At 59.5% G+C, this 18,481-nt stretch carries 15 protein-coding genes; 7 read left to right on the forward strand and 8 right to left on the reverse strand.

Going from position 1 to position 18,481, the window contains the following annotated elements; all coding sequences use genetic code 11:
• Positions 1–236 precede the first annotated feature (236 nt).
• Positions 237–2,012: a hypothetical protein gene (locus tag QF010_RS10760; protein WP_429511746.1), complete on the forward strand. Its 1,776-nt coding sequence runs from the start codon at positions 237–239 to the stop codon at positions 2,010–2,012.
• Between the two features lie 78 nt (positions 2,013–2,090).
• Here the strand turns inward: QF010_RS10760 and QF010_RS10765 are convergent, their stop codons facing one another.
• From QF010_RS10765 to bioB, 7 genes are all read right to left on the reverse strand, one after another.
• The gene (locus tag QF010_RS10765) at positions 2,091–3,896 is read right to left on the reverse strand and encodes a phenylacyl-CoA dehydrogenase (RefSeq protein ID WP_429533102.1); all 1,806 of its coding nucleotides are present in this window, start codon (positions 3,894–3,896) and stop codon (positions 2,091–2,093) included.
• 277 nt (positions 3,897–4,173) lie between these two features.
• Entirely contained in the window at positions 4,174–4,470 is a 297-nt protein-coding gene (locus QF010_RS10770; RefSeq protein WP_033056243.1) for a hypothetical protein, read from the reverse strand.
• Positions 4,471–4,590: 120 nt separating this feature from the next.
• On the reverse strand, positions 4,591–5,271 hold the full coding sequence (gene bioD, locus QF010_RS10775; protein ID WP_033056244.1) for a dethiobiotin synthase: 681 nt from the start codon (positions 5,269–5,271) through the stop codon (positions 4,591–4,593).
• On the reverse strand, positions 5,268–6,080 hold the full coding sequence (bioC, locus tag QF010_RS10780; protein WP_033056245.1) for a malonyl-ACP O-methyltransferase BioC: 813 nt from the start codon (positions 6,078–6,080) through the stop codon (positions 5,268–5,270). Before bioC ends, bioD begins: the two co-directional genes overlap by 4 nt.
• Complete coding sequence (locus QF010_RS10785; RefSeq protein ID WP_429533103.1) at positions 6,073–6,804, reverse strand: alpha/beta fold hydrolase; 732 nt, start codon at positions 6,802–6,804, stop codon at positions 6,073–6,075. The genes bioC and QF010_RS10785 overlap by 8 nt, the downstream gene beginning before the upstream one ends.
• A complete protein-coding gene (bioF, locus tag QF010_RS10790) occupies positions 6,797–7,975 on the reverse strand; it encodes an 8-amino-7-oxononanoate synthase (RefSeq protein ID WP_033056247.1) in 1,179 nt (392 codons plus the stop codon). The genes QF010_RS10785 and bioF overlap by 8 nt, the downstream gene beginning before the upstream one ends.
• A 172-nt stretch (positions 7,976–8,147) precedes the next feature.
• Positions 8,148–9,203, reverse strand: a complete 1,056-nt coding sequence (gene bioB, locus QF010_RS10795; RefSeq protein ID WP_008147151.1) for a biotin synthase BioB — start codon at positions 9,201–9,203, stop codon at positions 8,148–8,150.
• Positions 9,204–9,295: 92 nt separating this feature from the next.
• Between bioB and QF010_RS10800 the strand changes: the two genes are divergently transcribed.
• The 5 genes from QF010_RS10800 to rarD all read left to right on the forward strand — a co-directional run bounded on the left by QF010_RS10800 (position 9,296) and on the right by rarD (position 15,057).
• Positions 9,296–10,036 (forward strand): ComF family protein, encoded by a 741-nt coding sequence (locus tag QF010_RS10800; RefSeq protein WP_033056248.1) that lies wholly within the window; start codon positions 9,296–9,298, stop codon positions 10,034–10,036.
• A gap of 63 nt (positions 10,037–10,099) precedes the next feature.
• Positions 10,100–10,864, forward strand: a complete 765-nt coding sequence (locus QF010_RS10805) for a TOBE domain-containing protein (RefSeq protein ID WP_429533104.1) — start codon at positions 10,100–10,102, stop codon at positions 10,862–10,864.
• Between the two features lie 58 nt (positions 10,865–10,922).
• The gene (locus QF010_RS10810; protein WP_429533105.1) at positions 10,923–12,824 is read left to right on the forward strand and encodes a PhoX family protein; all 1,902 of its coding nucleotides are present in this window, start codon (positions 10,923–10,925) and stop codon (positions 12,822–12,824) included.
• A 208-nt stretch (positions 12,825–13,032) separates the two neighbouring features.
• The gene (locus QF010_RS10815) at positions 13,033–14,007 is read left to right on the forward strand and encodes a serine/threonine protein kinase (RefSeq protein WP_429533106.1); all 975 of its coding nucleotides are present in this window, start codon (positions 13,033–13,035) and stop codon (positions 14,005–14,007) included.
• Between the two features lie 162 nt (positions 14,008–14,169).
• A complete protein-coding gene (gene rarD / locus QF010_RS10820; protein WP_033056252.1) occupies positions 14,170–15,057 on the forward strand; it encodes an EamA family transporter RarD in 888 nt (295 codons plus the stop codon).
• 215 nt (positions 15,058–15,272) lie between these two features.
• On the opposite strand, the gene QF010_RS10825 is transcribed toward rarD, so the two are convergent.
• Positions 15,273–15,791, reverse strand: coding sequence for a glycine cleavage system transcriptional repressor (locus tag QF010_RS10825; RefSeq protein ID WP_064680143.1), 519 nt, complete (start codon positions 15,789–15,791; stop codon positions 15,273–15,275).
• 477 nt (positions 15,792–16,268) lie between these two features.
• On the opposite strand from QF010_RS10825, the gene QF010_RS10830 reads away from it, so the two are divergent.
• Positions 16,269–18,446 (forward strand): malate synthase G, encoded by a 2,178-nt coding sequence (locus tag QF010_RS10830; protein ID WP_429533107.1) that lies wholly within the window; start codon positions 16,269–16,271, stop codon positions 18,444–18,446.
• The last annotated feature ends 35 nt before the right edge of the window (positions 18,447–18,481 follow it).

Raw genomic sequence — 18,481 nt, forward strand, 5'->3', positions numbered from 1 at the left:
GTACGCCTCAGGCTCAAGGAAATGTCTCTCGCGTTTGCGTCCGTAACCGGCCGACGCAACGCAGGCGAAAGCATCCGAACGGCAAGTGTCGACCGTACACAGGCACTTACACCGCTGGATCGGGCCAACATTCGACACTCACGGCTTTGCGTTTTTCCTGCGCAGGATTCAGCGCATCAGCAAATCTACGGGCTCGATTGGCCGGCAATTGGTCTTGCAAGATACTGGAGTGCGCCATGACCTTATCTTTGTACGAAAAAAAGCTCGGCATACCGCTGCTGCCTAACAAACGATTCAACGGCATCTTCAGTCGCCAAGCACTGCTCGCCAGTGCCGTCGCTGTCGCACTGACCATTGGGGGTGGCGGATTTGCATTTGCCAAAAACGGAGCTGGCGGTGGCGGTGGTGGCGGGACTGCCAAGCCCCCGGGTGTGCCCTCGCCGTTCACGACACCCACACTGCCCGACCCGGTTTTTACAAACCCGACTGCGATACATGGGTTTGACGTTACAGGCTTTATCCAGAGCATGACGCTGGACTCCACCAATGCGAATTGCCCCAACACCAGCGACCCTGGCCGCTTTGGGGGGACCGTCCAATTAAACGGCGTCACGATTACTGTTCCTTGCAACACCGTTATGCAGATGCCGGCCAACACCCTGACCTGGGCCGACTTCGTCAGAGGTGGAACCCTGGCGCTCGGAAAATCAGCGGCGGCCTACCCCTCGTTCGAGATTCATGTGGTAGGCAATAGTGTCTCCAACAAGCAGATTGCCGGGCTGATCTTTGTCTCCCAGCAATCAACCAACGCGGGGAGCGGTTTCATCTCCCGGATCGACTACACCAACGGCAACCTCGAAGTTGACAGCGGGAATCCGACGCAACCCACGATTATTCAGATCAACGACCCGAACGGACGTTTTGGCCGCCCCCAAAGCCCCGACCCACGCTTCTCCGTCGATGATGCCAACCCGACCATCCATGCCGCCACCGGCTACCCGATGTGCGTGCCCCGCACGATTTCCGGAGACGATGCGCTCTGCCCACAGAAAAACCGCCCAAAAGTGGTCACCCCGACCACGACCAACAACTGCCGCAATTTCAGTCAGGCAGGCGTCACGCCTCCGACCAGTGGGGAGCTCTCGGGTCCAGCGGTGGGGCAGGTCTATTGCAGCCAGTACGTCATGAAGAGATTCAGCGATGCTAGCCGCACCGCGACGGACCCCGACCCGACGCAACAGGCCCCCTTCGAAGTCGGCGACTTCATCAGTTGGTCCGGCACCCTATTCAAGTCAACAACAACGGGCCTCCCGGATTTCATCTCTGCACACACGATCGAGGCGAATGTCGGGATCTACACTCAGCCTGGTTCGCAGCCCAGCTACCTGTCTATCGGGGAATTTGGCGTCGGCACGGCCGACCCGGCTGCAACGGCCATCAACGGAGTAGCCCAGGAGACGCAGGACCGGATTTTCCTTGAAGCCTCGACCACCGACATCAAGACCCCGGTCGACATCTATCTGATAGATGTCAATCCATCGACAGGTGTGCAAACCAATCGCTGGGTTACACCCTATGAAATGACGGGTGAATGCAACCCTGCGCTGGGCCTTGCGACCAGTTGCCTGGGAGCCTCGGGTGGTATTACCACACAGAACACAGGTCCTCAGCCACAACGCGCCAGATTACGTGCGACCAAAGCGCCCGCTGGGCTTCTTAGCCAGCCGACACGCACCTTGCGCGTCGTTGCGCGGTCACTTTGCGTTCCACAGCAGAGCTTGTCCCAGACCGCCGTGGACAGTTGCCTCCAAAATGCGGGCAGGCTGACCGTCGCCAATGGACTGATTGCCGGCCAGTATGTGGCACCGGTGTTTGAGTTCATCTTTCCGGAAGGCGTCAAGCCTGGCGATCCTGTGGTGCCTAACGACTTCTGGCATCTGCCGTTCATACGTAATGGCGAAGGCGTGAGCACCCCGACTGGCGTCGGCCCCCTGGATCCGACGCCATGGTGATCAAGGCCTGATCTCAGCGCAAAAAAAACCGCCGTTCCCGAAGGAGCGGCGGTTTTTTTCGAAGAACTGCGTTAAGGCTTAGTAACCCAGCGCGAAGTCTTCTTCTTTCATGTCCATCAGGTTGTTAGCGCCCGACAGCATGGTGACAACGTGAGTGCGGGTACGCGGCAGGATGCGCTGGAAGTAGAAGCGCGCAGTCTGCAGCTTGGCGGTGTAGAACGCCGTTTCGGTGGTGCCGGCAGCCAGTTTCTCGGCAGCCAGACGCGCCATGTCAGCCCAGAAGTAAGCCAGGCAGGCGTAACCGGAGTACATCAGGTAATCCACCGATGCCGCGCCGACTTCTTCGCGATCTTTCATGGCCGCCATACCGACCTTCATGGTCAGCTCGCCCCACTCTTTGTTCAGCGCAGCCAATGGCTCAACGAACTCTTTGACCGCTTCGTTACCTTCGTTGGTCTGGCAGAACTTGTGGACGATCTTGGTGAAGCCTTTCAGGGCCTCGCCTTGAGTCATCAGCACTTTCCGGCCCAGCAAATCGAGTGCCTGGATACCGGTGGTGCCTTCGTACAGCATCGAAATGCGGCTGTCGCGAACGTTCTGCTCCATGCCCCACTCAGCGATGAAGCCGTGGCCGCCGTAGATTTGCACGCCGTGGTTGGCGGATTCGAAGCCGACTTCAGTCATGAAGGCTTTGGCGATTGGCGTCATGAACGCCAGCAGTGCGTCGGCTTTCTTCTTCTCTTCTTCGTCCACGCCGTACTTGACGATGTCGACTTGCTTGGCCGTGAAGTAAACCATCGCACGGTTGCCTTCGGCGAAGGCCTTCATGGTCAACAGCATGCGACGTACATCAGGGTGAACGATGATCGGGTCAGCGGCTTTTTCCGGCGCTTTCGGGCCAGTCAGCGAGCGCATTTGCAAACGGTCACGAGCGTATTTCAGACCGCCCTGGAAGCCGATCTCGGCGTGAGCCAGACCTTGCAGCGCGGTGCCCAGACGTGCGGTGTTCATGAAGGTGAACATGCAGTTCAGGCCTTTGTTCGCCGGGCCGATCAGGTAACCGGTGGCCGCGTCGAAGTTCATCACGCAGGTGGCGTTACCGTGGATGCCCATCTTGTGTTCCAGGGAACCACAGGTCACAGCGTTGCGTGCGCCGATCGAACCGTCTTCGTTCGGCATGAACTTGGGCACGATGAACAGCGAGATGCCTTTGGTGCCAGCCGGTGCATCCGGCAGGCGTGCCAGCACGATGTGGACGATGTTGTCGGCCATGTCGTGTTCACCGGCCGAGATGAAGATCTTGGTGCCGGAGACTTTGTAGGAACCGTCGGCCTGAGGTTCAGCCTTGGTGCGCAGCATGCCCAGGTCGGTGCCGCAGTGCGGTTCGGTCAGGCACATGGTGCCGGTCCATTCGCCGGAAACCAGCTTGGTCAGGTAAGCCTCTTGCTGCTCAGGCGTGCCGTGCTCGGAAATGGTGTTCATCGCGCCATGGGACAGGCCTGGGTACATGCCCCACGACCAGTTGGCTTCGCCAACCATTTCGCTGACGGCCAGACCCAGGGATTCCGGCAGGCCTTGGCCGCCGTGCTCTACGTCGTGGGCCAGGCTTGGCCAGCCGCCTTCGACGAATTGTTTATAGGCTTCTTTGAAGCCCGTCGGGGTTTTAACGCCGGACTCGCTCCAGGTGCAGCCTTCGGTGTCACCCACGCGGTTCAGCGGAGCCAGCACCTGCTCACAAAACTTGGCGCCTTCTTCGAGAATGGCGTCAACCATGTCTGGAGTTGCGTCTGCACAAGCCGGAAGGCTCTGATAGTGCGCTTCGTAGCCGAGCAGTTCGTCACGAACGAAGCGAATATCACGCAAGGGGGCCTTGTAGTCAGGCATAGCGATAAACCTCTGCTGATGTAACCGGGAATGAACGACCGTGTTGATTTGTTGTGACGGTCAAACAGTTGTTTGAAACATACGTTTACGCCCAAATCTTGTCAAGCGCCGATCTTTTGCCGTTCGTCATCACATGAGGCAAATACCACACCCACAGCAACGCAGCACCGCCGCCTGAGCAATACGCGGTGGAGGAAAGATTAGTTGAGGGAGAAGGATTTACGCAGAAAAACGCCGCGAATAGTCGCGGCGTTGAGGGAGCGGGTTCAGCGAGGGTTCAAGCGTAGGTATCAATCAGCGTACCGAGCATTTCGTCGGATGCCTTGGCGACTTTGACGCCCAGTTCCACCTGAAATTTGCCTTGGGACATTTCGACCATATTGCTGGCCAGGTCCGACTGCTGACTGCGATCTACCGAGCGCAGACGATCAACCTGAGCCTCGGAAGACTGGCTCGTCACCGAACGCTCGATCGTCGTGCTGGCGATCTGGCCAGAGGCCTGATCGACACGGTTCTGCCCTGTCTGAATAGTGCTCAGACCGGCATAAAAAGCGGTGTTTCCTGAGATTTCCATGGGAGAACTCGTCCTACAAAGGATCAACAGCGGCCATTGAAACAGACCCACTGACAAAAGACCCGACAAAAACACTAATAGCACAGTGCCTTGTCATAGTTAAAACCCCTGCCAGAAAACTCAGTCCAGTAAGTCCAGTTGCAGATGCTCCGCCACCGCTTCAGCCGTCACCACCTTGAGTTTCGGCACTCGCCCCAGGCACGGAGCCGGGATCCGTTCAGCCAGTGTTGCAAGGTTTTCTTCCAGGCGCGCAGTCTTCGGATCGATGATATTGGCCACCCACCCCGCCAACTGCAAACCGTCCTGAGCAATCGCCTCAGCTGTCAGCAGCGCATGGTTGATGCAACCCAGGCGCACACCCACCACCAGGATCACCGGCAGATCCAGCGCCATCGCAAGGTCCGACAGATTGTCCTGATCCGCCAAAGGCACTCGCCAGCCTCCAGCACCTTCGATCAAGGTGAAGTCTGCTTGCATATCGAGAATGTCCTGCATGGGCGTCAACAGTGATTGCACCGTCAATGCCACGCCGGCCTCCCGCGCTGCCAGATGCGGTGCGATCGGTGGTTCGAATGCCACTGGGTTGACCTGCGCATAAGTCAAAGGCAACGAGCACTGCGCCAACAGCGCCAATGCATCAGCGTTGCGCAAGCCCTTGGGCGTCACATCGCAACCGGAGGCGACCGGTTTGCCTGCCGCCGTGCTCAAACCGGCTGACCGCGCAGCGTGCAACAAACCCGCGGCAATAGTGGTCTTGCCGACATCGGTGTCAGTGCCAGTGATGAAATAGGCTGCGCTCATAAAGGTTTCTCCAAAACGGCGTAGACCACTTGATAAGTCGCCGGCAATCCTTCGGCCTGACGAAACTGCTCATAAGCCTCGATCAATCCGAGGATCCGCGCCCTGCCGGTCAAACCGCCCGGCCGACCGGGGTTCAGGTTGTGGGCACCCAGCGCCTTCAGCTCATGGGTCAGGCTGCGCACATCCGGGTAGTGCAACACGTGCGGTCGGGTTTCCAGACTCGCGACGCTCAACCCACTGTTCGCGCAAAGCTGTTGATAAACCCCGAACTCGCGGAAGCGATTGACGTGCACCATGCCATCCACCTGACGCCAACTGTCACGCAGCTCGAACAGTGTGCCCACGCACAGACTAGCAAACGCGAAAATTCCGCCAGGTTTTAATACACGATTGGCTTCACTGAGCACCGAAGCGAAGTCCGCGCACCACTGCACCGCCAGGCTGGAGAAGATCAGATCGCAGGTCGAATCCTGCAACGGCAACCGCTCGGCATCGCCGGCGATGAAATGCGTTGCACCGCCCAATGGCCGGGCGTGATTGAGCATGCCTTCGGCGATGTCCAATGCCAGTCCGTGACTGGCAGGAAATCGCTCGCCCAATGCACGACTGAAATGCCCGGTGCCGCAGCCCAGATCCAGCCACACACCCGGCACGAAGTCCTCAGGCAAACGACTCGACAATTCACTGCCAACGTCGCGCTGAAATTCGGCCACGCTGTCGTAGCTTGCCGCCGCACGGGAAAAAGATGCCGCCACCTGGCGTTTGTCGGGCAAACCGCCGGGCAGGTTGGGAAGGGATAAATCAGTCATCACCGGACTCATGCAAAAAGGCCTGAATCGCCCCCGCCACACCGTGAGGGTCTTCCAGAAGAAACGCGTGACTGGCCTGCTCGATCAGACCGATTTCAACATCCGGCAGCAACGTCAGCAGGTCCCCCGCCGCTTCGGCTGGAACCAGTCCATCGAGGCCGGCGAACAAGTGCAGTTGCGGGCCGCGAAACGCCTGCAAAGCCTGGCGGGCATCCAGTTGTGCGAGCAACTCCAGGCCGCTAATCAGCACCTCTGCCGAAGTGTGTGGCGCGCCACCGAGCAACAGCCGAGACAACCCGCGCGGGTCTTCGGCACCCTGAGCGCAGAGCAGCGAGAAACGTTTCAACGTCATGCGTGGATCAGCCTTGCAGCCGGCCAGAAACGCATCGAAAGTTTCGGCAGGCATCGCGCTTGGCCATTGCTCATGGGCGACAAAAGAAGGGTTGCTCGCCAGTGTCAGCAAGCCGCAGCAGCGATCGCCACGCCGGGCCGCCAACTCTGAAGCGAGCATGCCGCCGAGCGACCAGCCACCGAGCCAGGCATCCTGAGGCAACGTCGAATCCAACTCATCGAGCCACTCCTCAAGATCGCTCGATTCCAGTTCCGGCAACGGCTCGATCTCGACTCGCAAACGTTCGTCCAGCCCTTGTAACGCTGCCGCCAAGGGCTCCAGCGGAGAAATTCCGAGGCCCCAGCCGGGCAGCAGAATCAGACGATCACGCATGGCTTGGCTCCGGTCCCAGTTGTTGAAAACAATCGGCCAGTCCATTTAACAATAGCTGCACCTGCGCCTCGCTGTGCGCGGCGGTCAGGGTCACCCGCAGTCGGGCGCTGCCGGCGGGCACGGTCGGTGGACGGATCGCTGTGACCATCAGTCCGCGTTCGCGCAGCATCTGCGACAGTCGAACCGCACGCCCGGCATCGCCGATCATGATCGGCTGGATCGGCGTGAAGCTGTCCATCAACTCCAGGCCGATTTGCTCGGCGCCATGGCGGAACTGGGCAATGAGTGTTTTCAGATGCTCACGACGCCAGTGTTCAGTGCGCAGCAACTCAAGGCTTTTCAGCGTCGCGCAGGCCAGCGCCGGCGGCTGGCTGGTGGTGTAAATGTAGGGACGGGCGAACTGGATCAGGCTCTCGATCAGCTCTTCACTGCCGGCAACAAAAGCCCCGGCCGTACCGAATGCCTTGCCGAGCGTGCCGACCAAAACCGGCACATCTTCCTGACTCAGGCCGAAATGCTCGACGATCCCGCCGCCATTGGCGCCCAGCGGGCCAAAGCCGTGAGCGTCATCGACCATCAACCATGCACCTTGGGCTTTCGCCTCCCGAGCCAACGCTGGCAGGTCGGCGATGTCGCCGTCCATGCTGAACACACCGTCGGTGACCACCAGGGTATTGCCGGTCGCCTTCTCAAGACGCTTGGCCAGACTCGCCGCGTCGTTGTGCAGATAGCGATTGAAACGCGCTCCGGACAACAGACCCGCATCCAGCAGGGACGCGTGATTGAGCCGGTCTTCCAGCACCGTATCGCCCTGCCCGACCAGCGCGGTGACTGCGCCGAGGTTGGCCATGTAACCGGTGGTGAACAACAGCGCGCGCGGGCGGCCGGTGAAATCGGCCAGGGCCTCTTCCAGCGCGTGATGCGGGCTGCTGTGACCGATGACCAAATGCGACGCCCCGCCGCCGACGCCCCAACGGGTCGCACCGGCACGCCAGGCTTCGATCACTTGCGGGTGATTGGCCAGGCCCAGGTAGTCGTTGTTACAGAACGCCAGCAACGGCTGACCATCGACCACCACTTCCGGGCCTTGAGGGCTTTCGAGCAATGGGCGTTGGCGGTAGAGATTTTCGGCACGACGGGCAGCAAGGCGCGCGCTGAGATCAAAAGACATGCAGGCCTCGAAGGTCAACTCACATAAATCAATGTGAATGCGATCCCTGTGGGAGTGAGCCTGCTCGCGATTGCGGCGGCACATTCAACAAAAATGCTGACTGTTAGATCGCTATCGCGAGCAGGCTCACTCCTACAGGGTTTTGCATTCCTTCATAAGGATCAGTGGAGCGTTAAACAGCCGCGTTATAGAACTGCTCGCTGCTCTTCTGCTCAACCAGCGCTTGTTCGATCGCGGCCTGATGGACTTCGTCAGCGTGCTCTTCACGCGCTTCCGGCAGGATGCCCAGACGCGAGAACAGTTGCATGTCCTTGTCGGCCTGCGGGTTGGCGGTGGTCAGCAGTTTTTCGCCGTAGAAAATCGAGTTGGCACCGGCGAAGAACGCCAGGGCTTGCATCTGCTCGTTCATCGCTTCGCGGCCGGCGGACAGGCGCACGTGGGATTGCGGCATCAGGATACGTGCGACAGCCAGCATGCGGATGAAGTCGAACGGGTCGATATCGTCAGCATTTTCCAGCGGCGTACCGGCGACTTTCACCAACATGTTGATTGGCACCGACTCCGGGTGCTCCGGCAGGTTGGCCAGCTGGATCAGCAGATTGGCGCGGTCATCGAGCGATTCGCCCATGCCGAGGATGCCGCCGGAGCAGATCTTCATCCCCGATTCACGCACGTAGGCCAGGGTCTGCAGGCGCTCGCTGTAAGTACGGGTGGTGATAATGCTGCCGTAGAACTCAGGCGAGGTATCGAGGTTGTGGTTGTAGTAGTCGAGGCCGGCGTCAGCCAGAGCGACGGTCTGGTCCTGATCCAGGCGACCGAGGGTCATGCAGGTTTCCAGGCCCATGGCTTTCACGCCTTTGACCATTTCCAGCACGTAAGGCATGTCTTTGGCCGACGGATGTTTCCACGCCGCGCCCATGCAGAAACGGGTCGAACCGATGGCCTTGGCGCGAGCGGCCTCTTCGAGGACCTTCTGCACTTCCATCAGTTTTTCTTTTTCCAGGCCGGTGTTGTAGTGACCGGACTGCGGGCAATATTTGCAATCTTCCGGGCAGGCACCGGTTTTGATCGACAGCAGCGTCGACACCTGGACCCGATTGGCGTCGAAATGCGCGCGGTGCACCGTCTGCGCCTGAAACAACAGGTCATTGAATGGCTGAACGAAGAGTGCTTTGACTTCGGCCAAAGACCAGTCATGACGCAGGGTTGCAGTGGTGCTGGCGCTCATGGGTGCTTCCTTTGTTTTATGCTTGGCAAGCGGCTGGGGAATGGAATACCCACAGACGCGACACGGATGTTCGGCATATTTAAGGAAGACTCATGCGCTGTCAACCACGATACGAAGGACCGGTTTACATCTGGTTAAAAAACGAACAACACTGTTTGCTCTGTTCAGAACCCGCCGATGAATGCACACCCATCTGCATGGCCTGTGAAACGGAGCTGCCCTGGCTGGGCGATCAATGCCAAACCTGCGCTCTGCCGTTGCCCACTGCCGGCCTGACCTGCGGCCAATGCCTGAAACAACCGCCAGCCTTTGAACGGGTCGCTACGCCCTGGACTTACAGCTTTCCGGTGGACACGTTGATCACACGCTTCAAACACTCGGCGAAGTGGCCGTTTGGTCGCCTGCTCGCCGAACTTCTCGCTCAGTTCCTGCAACATCGCTTCGATGAAGACCTGAATCCACCCGACGCGCTCATCCCGGTTCCGCTGGCCTCCAAACGACTGCGCAAACGGGGTTTCAACCAGGCCGCGATGCTCGCTCGCTGGCTCAGCACCAGCCTCGACATTCCGTGCGATGAAACGCTGCTGCTGAGGGTTCAGGACACCAGCGCCCAACAGGACCTGAATGCCGAGGCCCGCAAAAAGAACCTGCACAACGCCTTCGCCCTGACGCCCGATGCGTGCATCAAGGGTCGTCATTTAGCATTGGTAGACGATGTGTTGACCACCGGCGCCACGGCGCAAGCCTTGGCTCGCCTGTTGATGGACGCCGGCGCCGCGCGGGTGGACGTCTATTGTCTGGCCCGCACACCCAAACCCGGCGATGCGCCCTGACTTGACTCCCGGGGCCCAAGCCGCCAACGTCCTTCCCATCGCCACAGCCCAAAGCGTCTTGCCATGTCCTTGCCTACGTTGTTGTCCCAGCACATTGTCCGTCGTCCGCAGCGCATCGCGTTGCTGCAACACATCGCCGAACAGGGCTCGATCACCCGCGCCGCGAAAAGCGCGGGGCTGAGTTACAAAGCGGCCTGGGACGCCATCGATGAGCTCAACAACCTCGCGCAAAAACCGTTGGTGGAGCGCAGTGTCGGCGGCAAGGGCGGCGGTGGCGCCAAACTCTCCAGCGAAGGCGAGCGCGTATTGCGCCTGTATCAAAAGCTGCAAGCCTTGCAGGCTCAGGTGCTGGAGGCCGCCGAAGATGCCAGCGATCTCGACCTGCTCGGCCGACTGATGCTCAGAACCAGCGCGCGCAATCAACTGCATGGCAAGGTCGTGGCGATTGATAGCCAAGGGCACAACGACCGGGTTCGCCTTGAACTGGCCGAAGGCTTGAGCATCGATGCGCAGATCACTCACGACAGCACCCTGCGTCTAGACCTGGAAACCGGCACTGAAGTGGTCGCACTGATCAAGGCCGGCTGGCTGGAGTTGCTGGGCATCGATCAAGGAGCAACACCCGGCAATAATTGCCTGAAGGGCATCATCGAAGAAATTCTCGACGCCGAGGACGGCCCCAGCGAAGTGCGCATCGGCCTGCCCAATGGCCAGACACTCTGCGCGCTGGCCGAACCGCTGCACTTGAGAACCCTTGGTCTGGTCGCCAATAAACCGGTGCTGGTGCAGTTCGCGCCATCCAACGTGTTGCTCGGTACACCGCTTTGAAACACAAGTGTCATTAACGCTCATTAAGGTGACTGCAAAAACCCGCAGGGAGCCTGATGTGAGCCTATTAGAAGACAACCAATCCACCGACCTCGAGAACATGGTCGGCCTCAGCCGTCGAGGTTTCATCAGCGCCGGCGCCCTTTGCGGTGCAGCAATGTTCCTGGGCGGCAACCTGCTGAGCCGCAGCGTGCTCGCCGCCAGCGTCAGCGCCGGTTCCAGCAAACTGTTGGGTTTTGACAGTATTCCCGCCGCCACCAGCGACGCCATCACCCTGCCGCCAGGTTACAAATCTTCGGTATTGATCAGTTGGGGCCAACCCCTGCAGAAGAACGGCCCGGCATTCGACCCGAGCGGCAACGGCACGGCCGAACATCAGGAAGTCCAGTTCGGCGACAACAATGACGGCATGAGCCTGTTTGAATTCCCCGGTGACAAAAACCGGGCGCTGATGGCGATCAACAACGAATACACCAACTATCGCTACCTCTATCCCCACGGCGGCATGCCGCAGTCGGCCGAAGAGGTACGCAAGGCACTGGCCTGCGAAGGCGTGTCGGTGATTGAAGTACAGCGCAAAAACGACCAGTGGCATTTCGTCCAGGGCTCGCGCTACAACCGGCGCATTCACGGCAACGCGCCGATCAATTTGAGCGGCCCTGCCGCCGGCCACGCCTTGGTGAAAACCAGCGCCGACCCGCACGGCAAAAATGTCCTCGGCACCTTCCAGAACTGCGCCAACGGCAAGACGCCATGGGGCACGTACCTGACCTGCGAAGAAAACTTCACTGACTGCTTCGGCAGCAGCAATGCCGAGCAAAAATTCGACGCCGCACAGAAACGCTACGGCGCGGTGGCGACCAGCAAAGAGATCAATTGGCACCCACACGACGAGCGTTTCGACCTGGCGAAGAATCCGAACGAACTCAACCGTCACGGCTGGGTCGTGGAAATCGACCCGTTCGACCCGCACTCAACGCCGGTCAAACGCACTGCGCTGGGCCGCTTCAAACATGAAAACGCCGCCCTGGCCGAAACCAGTGACGGTCACGCCGTGGTGTACATGGGCGACGATGAGCGCGGTGAGTTCATCTACAAATTCGTCAGCCGCGACAAGATCAACCACAAAAACCCCAAGGCCAACCGCGACCTGCTGGACCACGGCACCTTGTACGTGGCGCGCTTCGACGCGGGCGACGGCAATGCCGATCACCCGAAAGGCCAGGGCGAGTGGATCGAACTGACCCACGGCAAAAACGGCATCGACGCCAGCAGCGGTTTTGCCGATCAGGCCGAAGTGCTGATTCACGCGCGCCTCGCGGCCAGCGTAGTGAAGGCCACGCGCATGGACCGCCCGGAATGGATCGTCGTCAGCCCCAAGGATGGCCAGGTCTATTGCACGCTGACCAACAACGCCAAGCGTGGCGAGGATGGTCAGCCGGTGGGCGGGCCGAACCCGCGTGAGAAGAACGTCTACGGGCAGATTCTGCGCTGGCGCACTGACCGTGACGATCACGGTTCGAAAAGCTTTTCCTGGGATCTGTTTGTGGTCGCCGGCAACCCGGGCGTCCACGCCGGCACGCCGAAGGGCGGCTCGTCGAACATCACGCCGCAGAACATGTTCAATAGTCCGGACGGTTTGGGTTTCGACAAGGCTGGGCGGTTGTGGATTCTCACCGATGGCGATTCGAGCAATGCCGGTGATTTCGCGGGCATGGGCAACAACCAGATGCTCTGCGCTGATCCGGTGACCGGGGAGATTCGTCGCTTCATGGTCGGGCCGGTGGGCTGCGAGGTGACAGGGATCAGCTTCTCGCCAGATCAGAAAACACTGTTTGTCGGGATTCAGCATCCGGGGGAAAACGGCGGGTCGACGTTCCCTGAGCATCTGCCGAATGGCAAGCCGCGGTCTTCGGTGATGGCGATTACCCGTGAAGATGGCGGGGTGGTCGGCGCCTGATATGGCCCTATCGCGAGCTGGCTCACTCCCACAGTAGATCGTCTGGGTGACACAGATAGTGTGCACACTCAAGATCCCTGTAGGAGTGAGCCTGCTCGCGATGGCGTCAGCCGAAACGACACACAACAAAAGCCCAAACACTAAAGAAGCCCCGTCTGCGCTACCATGCTTGGCCGGACGCGGCAGCCTGCTGCGCGCAGGAGTCAGCATGGCCCACCCGTTTGCAACCCTCACCCCAGACCTCGTGCTCGATGCCGTCGAAAGCATCGGCTTTCTCAGCGACGCGCGCATTCTGGCGCTCAACAGCTACGAGAACCGTGTCTATCAGGTCGGTATCGAAGACTCCGAGCCGCTGATCGCCAAGTTCTACCGTCCGCAGCGCTGGACCAATGAAGCCATTCTCGAAGAGCACCAATTCACCTTCGAACTCGCTGAATGCGATGTACCGGTGGTCGCACCGATGATTCACAACGGTGCCAGCCTGCACGAACACAACGGTTTCCGCTTCACCCTGTTCCCCCGCCGTGGTGGCCGTGCGCCGGAGCCCGGTAATCTCGATCAGCTGTATCGCCTGGGGCAACTGCTCGGTCGTCTGCACGCCGTCGGCACTACTAAACCGTTCGAACACCGCGAAGCGCTGGGCGTGAAAAACTTCGGTCATGACTCGCTGACGACATTGCTCGAAGGTAATTTCGTACCTAAAAGCCTGCTGCCGGCCTACGAGTCCGTGGCCCGCGACCTGCTCAAACGAGTGGAAGAGGTCTACAACGCTACGCCGCACAAGAACATCCGCATGCACGGCGACTGCCACCCCGGCAACATGATGTGCCGCGACGAGATGTTCCACATCGTCGACCTCGACGACTGCCGCATGGGCCCGGCGGTGCAGGACATCTGGATGATGCTGGCGGGTGATCGTCAGGAATGTCTCGGTCAGTTGTCGGAATTGATGGACGGCTACAGTGAGTTCCACGACTTCGATCCGCGGGAACTGGCGTTGATCGAACCGCTGCGCGCCTTGCGCCTGATGCACTACAGCGCCTGGCTCGCCCGCCGCTGGGACGACCCGGCGTTCCCGCACAGTTTTCCGTGGTTCGGCAGTGAACGGTATTGGGGCGACCAAGTGTTGGCGTTGCGCGAACAATTGGCTGCGCTCAACGAAGAGCCATTGAAGCTTTTTTAATTTCACGATCAAAAGATCGCTGTCTTCGGCAGCTCCTACACGGTGTACGCAATCACTCTGTAGGAGCTGCCGAAGGCTGCGATCTTTTGCTTTCAGAAGCGACACATCTATACAACCGCCCTACAATCCCCTCTTTGTTAGCTGCCTAAGCAAGGATTCTGCATGCAAGCCGCCAACCCGCGTCGCGGGTACATCCTGGGCCTGAGTGCCTACATCATCTGGGGACTTTTCCCGCTTTACTTTAAAGCCATCGCCAGCGTGCCCGCCGTGGAGATCATCATCCACCGCGTGCTCTGGTCCGCGCTGTTCGGCACCTTGCTGCTGATGGTGTGGAAACATCCGGGCTGGTGGCGCGAGTTGCGTGATAACCCCAAACGCCTGGCGGTACTGGCCCTGAGCGGCACGCTGATCGCGGCCAACTGGCTGACCTACGTCTGGTCGGTGAACAACGGGCGCATGCTCGAAGCCAGTCTCGGTTACTACATCAACCCGCTGGTGAACGTGCTGTTGGGCATGCTGATCCTTGGCGAACGGCTGCGGCGCATGCAATGGCTGGCGGTCGGCCTGGCGGCGGTCGGTGTCGCGCAGCAGGTCTGGCAGGTCGGAAGTCTGCCCTGGGTGTCGCTGGTGCTCGCGCTGACTTTCGGTTTCTACGGACTGATCCGCAAGCAGGCACCGGTCAAGGCGTTGCCGGGACTGGTGGTGGAAACCTGGATGCTGGTGCCGATTGCTATTGCCTGGCTGCTTTTCAATCAGACGGCCACAAGCGCTCAGCCCGAGTTCTGGACCACATCCGAAGCCTGGTGGCTGGTAGCCGCCGGTCCGGTGACGCTGGTGCCACTGGTGTGTTTCAACGCCGCTGCACGGCACTTGCCCTACACGACTTTAGGATTTCTCCAGTACCTGGCGCCGACGCTGGTGCTGCTGCAGGCCGTCCTGCTGTTTGGCGAGCATTTGTCGTCGAGCACACTGGTAGCGTTCATCTTTATCTGGGCGGGCCTGGCGGTTTACAGCGTCGACGCGTGGATAAGTCTGCGCCGCCGCAGCTGATCAAAAAACGCACAAACCTCTGCAAGCCACGGCTCACGTGGCCTGCATCGATCCTTCCCAAGGTTATCCACAACGTGATCCCCGGCGTTTGTGCGCAAGTCCCTGAAACTGCTGGTTTTTTGATCAAATCCTGAAGAACCCCGGCCGACCTGGCCTGGCGGGCTGTCTCTACAGGTTATCCACAGGCAGGTGCACGTATAACTTGGATAACCTTTTCAGGGATCACTGCGCAGCACCAATTCGACCATCAAATCATCCGCCAGGGTTTCCAGGCGCGATTGCAGCACGTCCAGGGACAGCGTCAGCGGCACGGCCAGAATCGCTTCAGCGTGAAACAAAGGCTCGCTGCTCATCGGCGCCGGACGTACTTCGGTGACCAGACGCTCCAGGTTCACCCCCTGCTCACTCAGCAGACGCGTGATGTCGCGTACGATCCCCGGGCGATCATTGCCCACCAATTCCATGGCAATCGGTTTCCAGGTGCAGGATTGCTCGATGCCGCTTTCGGCAATCAGCACGCGAATGCCATGGGCGGACAATGCCTGTAGGGCATCCACCAATTCATCGTAGGCCTCGGCCGGCACGCCCACACGAAGAATCCCGGCGAACTGCCCGGCCATGCGTGACATGCGGCTCTCCAGCCAGTTGCCGCCGTGCTCGGCGATGCATTGGGCAATGCGCTCGACCTGCCCTGGCTTGTCCGGAGCGAATACAGTGAGTACGAGGTGGTCCATGGCGCAGCCCTCTTGTCATGACTTTTGTTATAGAAAAGCAAGTATAGGCAAGGGGCGAGAATCGGCTCGGAGTCTCGGAAAAGCAAAGCCCCATAGCAGGGCACGGAAGATTATGTGTACAAGTTTTGATATTTAACTGGAACAATCCAATAGTTTTTTGAGAACATCCCGATCCCCGACGTGACTGCAATGCGTCATGGGGTCGCAGAACGACGTAATTAGTCTAATTTTCACAAGCGCAATTCATCATGTAGTATGCCGCAGCGCGCACTACATAACGCTGGATCGATGTCTGCCGCAGGTGCAGCCACAACCCTGAAAGCCCCGTCAGCAAGGCCTCAACGCCGTTGATTGGTCATAACCCAGCCGCCCGCAATGGCATGTACTGGTCAAAAGGTTTGTGGTTTAAATGCCAGAGGCTTCATTGTTAAATTGAAGAGCTGAAAAGCGAAATAGCTGAGCAGAGTGAGGCAAGCAATGACTGAACACGTTCAAGTCGGTGGCCTGCAGGTCGCCAAAGTCCTGTTCGACTTCGTGAACAACGAAGCCATTCCCGGTACCGGCCTCACCGCCGATAAGTTCTGGGCCGGTGCCGATAAGGTCATTCATGACCTGGCGCCGAAGAACAAAGCCCTACTCGCCAAACGCGATGATTTCCAGGCTCGTATCGATGGCTGGCACCAATCCCGTGCCGATCAGGCGCACGATGCCGTGGCTTATAAAGCCTTCTTGCAAGACATCGGTTATCTGCTGCCAGAAGCGGCCGATTTCCAGGCAACGACGCAAAACGTCGATGACGAAATCGCCCGCATGGCCGGTCCACAACTTGTGGTTCCGGTGATGAACGCCCGTTTCGCGCTCAATGCCTCGAACGCCCGTTGGGGTTCGCTGTATGACGCGCTCTACGGCACCGATGCCATCAGCGAAGCTGACGGCGCGGAAAAAGGCAAAGGCTACAACAAGGTTCGCGGCGACAAGGTTATCGCCTTCGCCCGTGCCTTCCTCGACGAAACCGCGCCATTGGCTGCCGGCACTCATGTCGATTCCACCGGCTACAAGATCGTTGATGGCAAACTGGTGGTCGCCCTTAAAGGCGGCAGCAACACCGGCCTGCGCAACGATGCACAGCTGATCGGTTTCCACGGCGATACAGCCGCACCGACCGCGATCCTGCTGAAAAACAACGGCCTGCACTTCGAAATCCAGGTCGACGCCAGCACCCCGGTCGGCCAGACCGACGCTGCCGGCCTCAAAGACATCCTGATGGAAGCCGCGCTGACCACCATCATGGACTGCGAAGACTCCGTTGCCGCCGTCGATGCCAATGACAAAGTGGTGATCTACCGCAACTGGCTCGGCCTGATGAAGGGTGATCTGTCGGAAGAAGTCTCCAAGGGCGGTCAGACCTTTACCCGCACCATGAACGCCGACCGCACCTACACCGCTCTCGATGGCAGCGAATTGAGCCTGCACGGTCGTTCGCTGTTGTTCGTGCGCAACGTCGGTCACCTGATGACCATCGACGCGATCCTCGATAAGGATGGCAACGAAGTGCCGGAAGGCATCCTCGACGGTCTGGTCACCAGCCTCGCGGCAATCCACAGCCTCAATGGCAACAACTCGCGCAAGAACAGCCGTACCGGCTCGGTCTACATCGTCAAACCGAAGATGCATGGCCCGGAAGAAGCGGCGTTCACCAACGAGCTGTTCGGTCGCATCGAAGAAGTACTCGGTCTGCCGCGCAACACGTTGAAAGTCGGGATCATGGACGAGGAGCGCCGTACCACGGTCAACCTCAAGGCCTGCATCAAGGCTGCCAGCGAGCGTGTAGTGTTCATCAACACCGGTTTCCTCGACCGCACTGGCGATGAAATCCACACCTCCATGGAAGCCGGCCCGATGGTGCGCAAGGCGGACATGAAGGCTGAGAAATGGATCGGCGCCTACGAGAACTGGAACGTCGATATTGGTTTGAGCACCGGCCTGCAAGGTCGCGCGCAGATCGGTAAAGGCATGTGGGCCATGCCGGACCTGATGGCAGCGATGCTCGAACAGAAAATCGCTCACCCGATGGCCGGCGCCAACACCGCATGGGTTCCATCGCCGACCGCTGCCGCGCTGCATGCGCTGCACTACCACAAGGTCGATGTGTACGCCCGTCAGGCCGAACTGGCCAAACGTGCGCGCGCTTCGGTGGACGACATCCTGACCATTCCATTGGCGGTGAACCCGCAGTGGACTGCAGAACAGATCAAGAACGAACTGGACAACAACGCCCAGGGCATTCTCGGTTATGTGGTGCGCTGGATCGACCAAGGCGTCGGTTGCTCGAAAGTGCCGGACATCAACGACGTCGGCCTGATGGAAGACCGTGCGACGCTGCGGATTTCCAGCCAGCACATCGCCAACTGGCTGCGTCACGGCATCGTCACCGAAGAGCAAGTGATGGAAAGCCTCAAGCGCATGGCGCCAGTGGTTGACCGTCAGAATGCCAATGACGCGCTGTACCGTCCGCTGGCACCACACTTCGACAGCAACATCGCCTTCCAGGCGGCGGTCGAACTGGTGGTCGAAGGCACCAAACAGCCGAACGGCTACACCGAGCCGGTTCTGCACCGTCGCCGCCGCGAGTTCAAGGCTGCCAATGGCCTGTAACTAAGCGCTGACGCCGGACAAAAAAAGCCCTGATC

The sequence above is a fragment of the Pseudomonas silensiensis genome, from assembly GCF_050434865.1.
In the GTDB taxonomy this organism is placed as follows: Bacteria; Pseudomonadota; Gammaproteobacteria; order Pseudomonadales; family Pseudomonadaceae; genus Aquipseudomonas; species Aquipseudomonas fluorescens_W.

What these genes read in the sequence shown, in the direction of transcription:
- bioC (WP_033056245.1), bottom strand. Translation starts at nt 6,080, where the DNA reads ATGACTGATTTATCCCTTCCCAACCTGCCCGGCGGTTTGCCCGACAAA.
- QF010_RS10765 (WP_429533102.1), bottom strand. Translation starts at nt 3,896, where the DNA reads ATGCCTGACTACAAGGCCCCCTTGCGTGATATTCGCTTCGTTCGTGAC.
- QF010_RS10815 (WP_429533106.1), top strand. Translation starts at nt 13,033, where the DNA reads ATGGCCCACCCGTTTGCAACCCTCACCCCAGACCTCGTGCTCGATGCC.
- QF010_RS10805 (WP_429533104.1), top strand. Translation starts at nt 10,100, where the DNA reads ATGTCCTTGCCTACGTTGTTGTCCCAGCACATTGTCCGTCGTCCGCAG.
- QF010_RS10825 (WP_064680143.1), bottom strand. Translation starts at nt 15,791, where the DNA reads ATGGACCACCTCGTACTCACTGTATTCGCTCCGGACAAGCCAGGGCAG.
- bioF (WP_033056247.1), bottom strand. Translation starts at nt 7,975, where the DNA reads ATGTCTTTTGATCTCAGCGCGCGCCTTGCTGCCCGTCGTGCCGAAAAT.
- QF010_RS10770 (WP_033056243.1), bottom strand. Translation starts at nt 4,470, where the DNA reads ATGGAAATCTCAGGAAACACCGCTTTTTATGCCGGTCTGAGCACTATT.
- bioD (WP_033056244.1), bottom strand. Translation starts at nt 5,271, where the DNA reads ATGAGCGCAGCCTATTTCATCACTGGCACTGACACCGATGTCGGCAAG.
- bioB (WP_008147151.1), bottom strand. Translation starts at nt 9,203, where the DNA reads ATGAGCGCCAGCACCACTGCAACCCTGCGTCATGACTGGTCTTTGGCC.
- QF010_RS10785 (WP_429533103.1), bottom strand. Translation starts at nt 6,804, where the DNA reads ATGCGTGATCGTCTGATTCTGCTGCCCGGCTGGGGCCTCGGAATTTCT.
- QF010_RS10830 (WP_429533107.1), top strand. Translation starts at nt 16,269, where the DNA reads ATGACTGAACACGTTCAAGTCGGTGGCCTGCAGGTCGCCAAAGTCCTG.
- QF010_RS10760 (WP_429511746.1), top strand. Translation starts at nt 237, where the DNA reads ATGACCTTATCTTTGTACGAAAAAAAGCTCGGCATACCGCTGCTGCCT.
- rarD (WP_033056252.1), top strand. Translation starts at nt 14,170, where the DNA reads ATGCAAGCCGCCAACCCGCGTCGCGGGTACATCCTGGGCCTGAGTGCC.
- QF010_RS10800 (WP_033056248.1), top strand. Translation starts at nt 9,296, where the DNA reads ATGCGCTGTCAACCACGATACGAAGGACCGGTTTACATCTGGTTAAAA.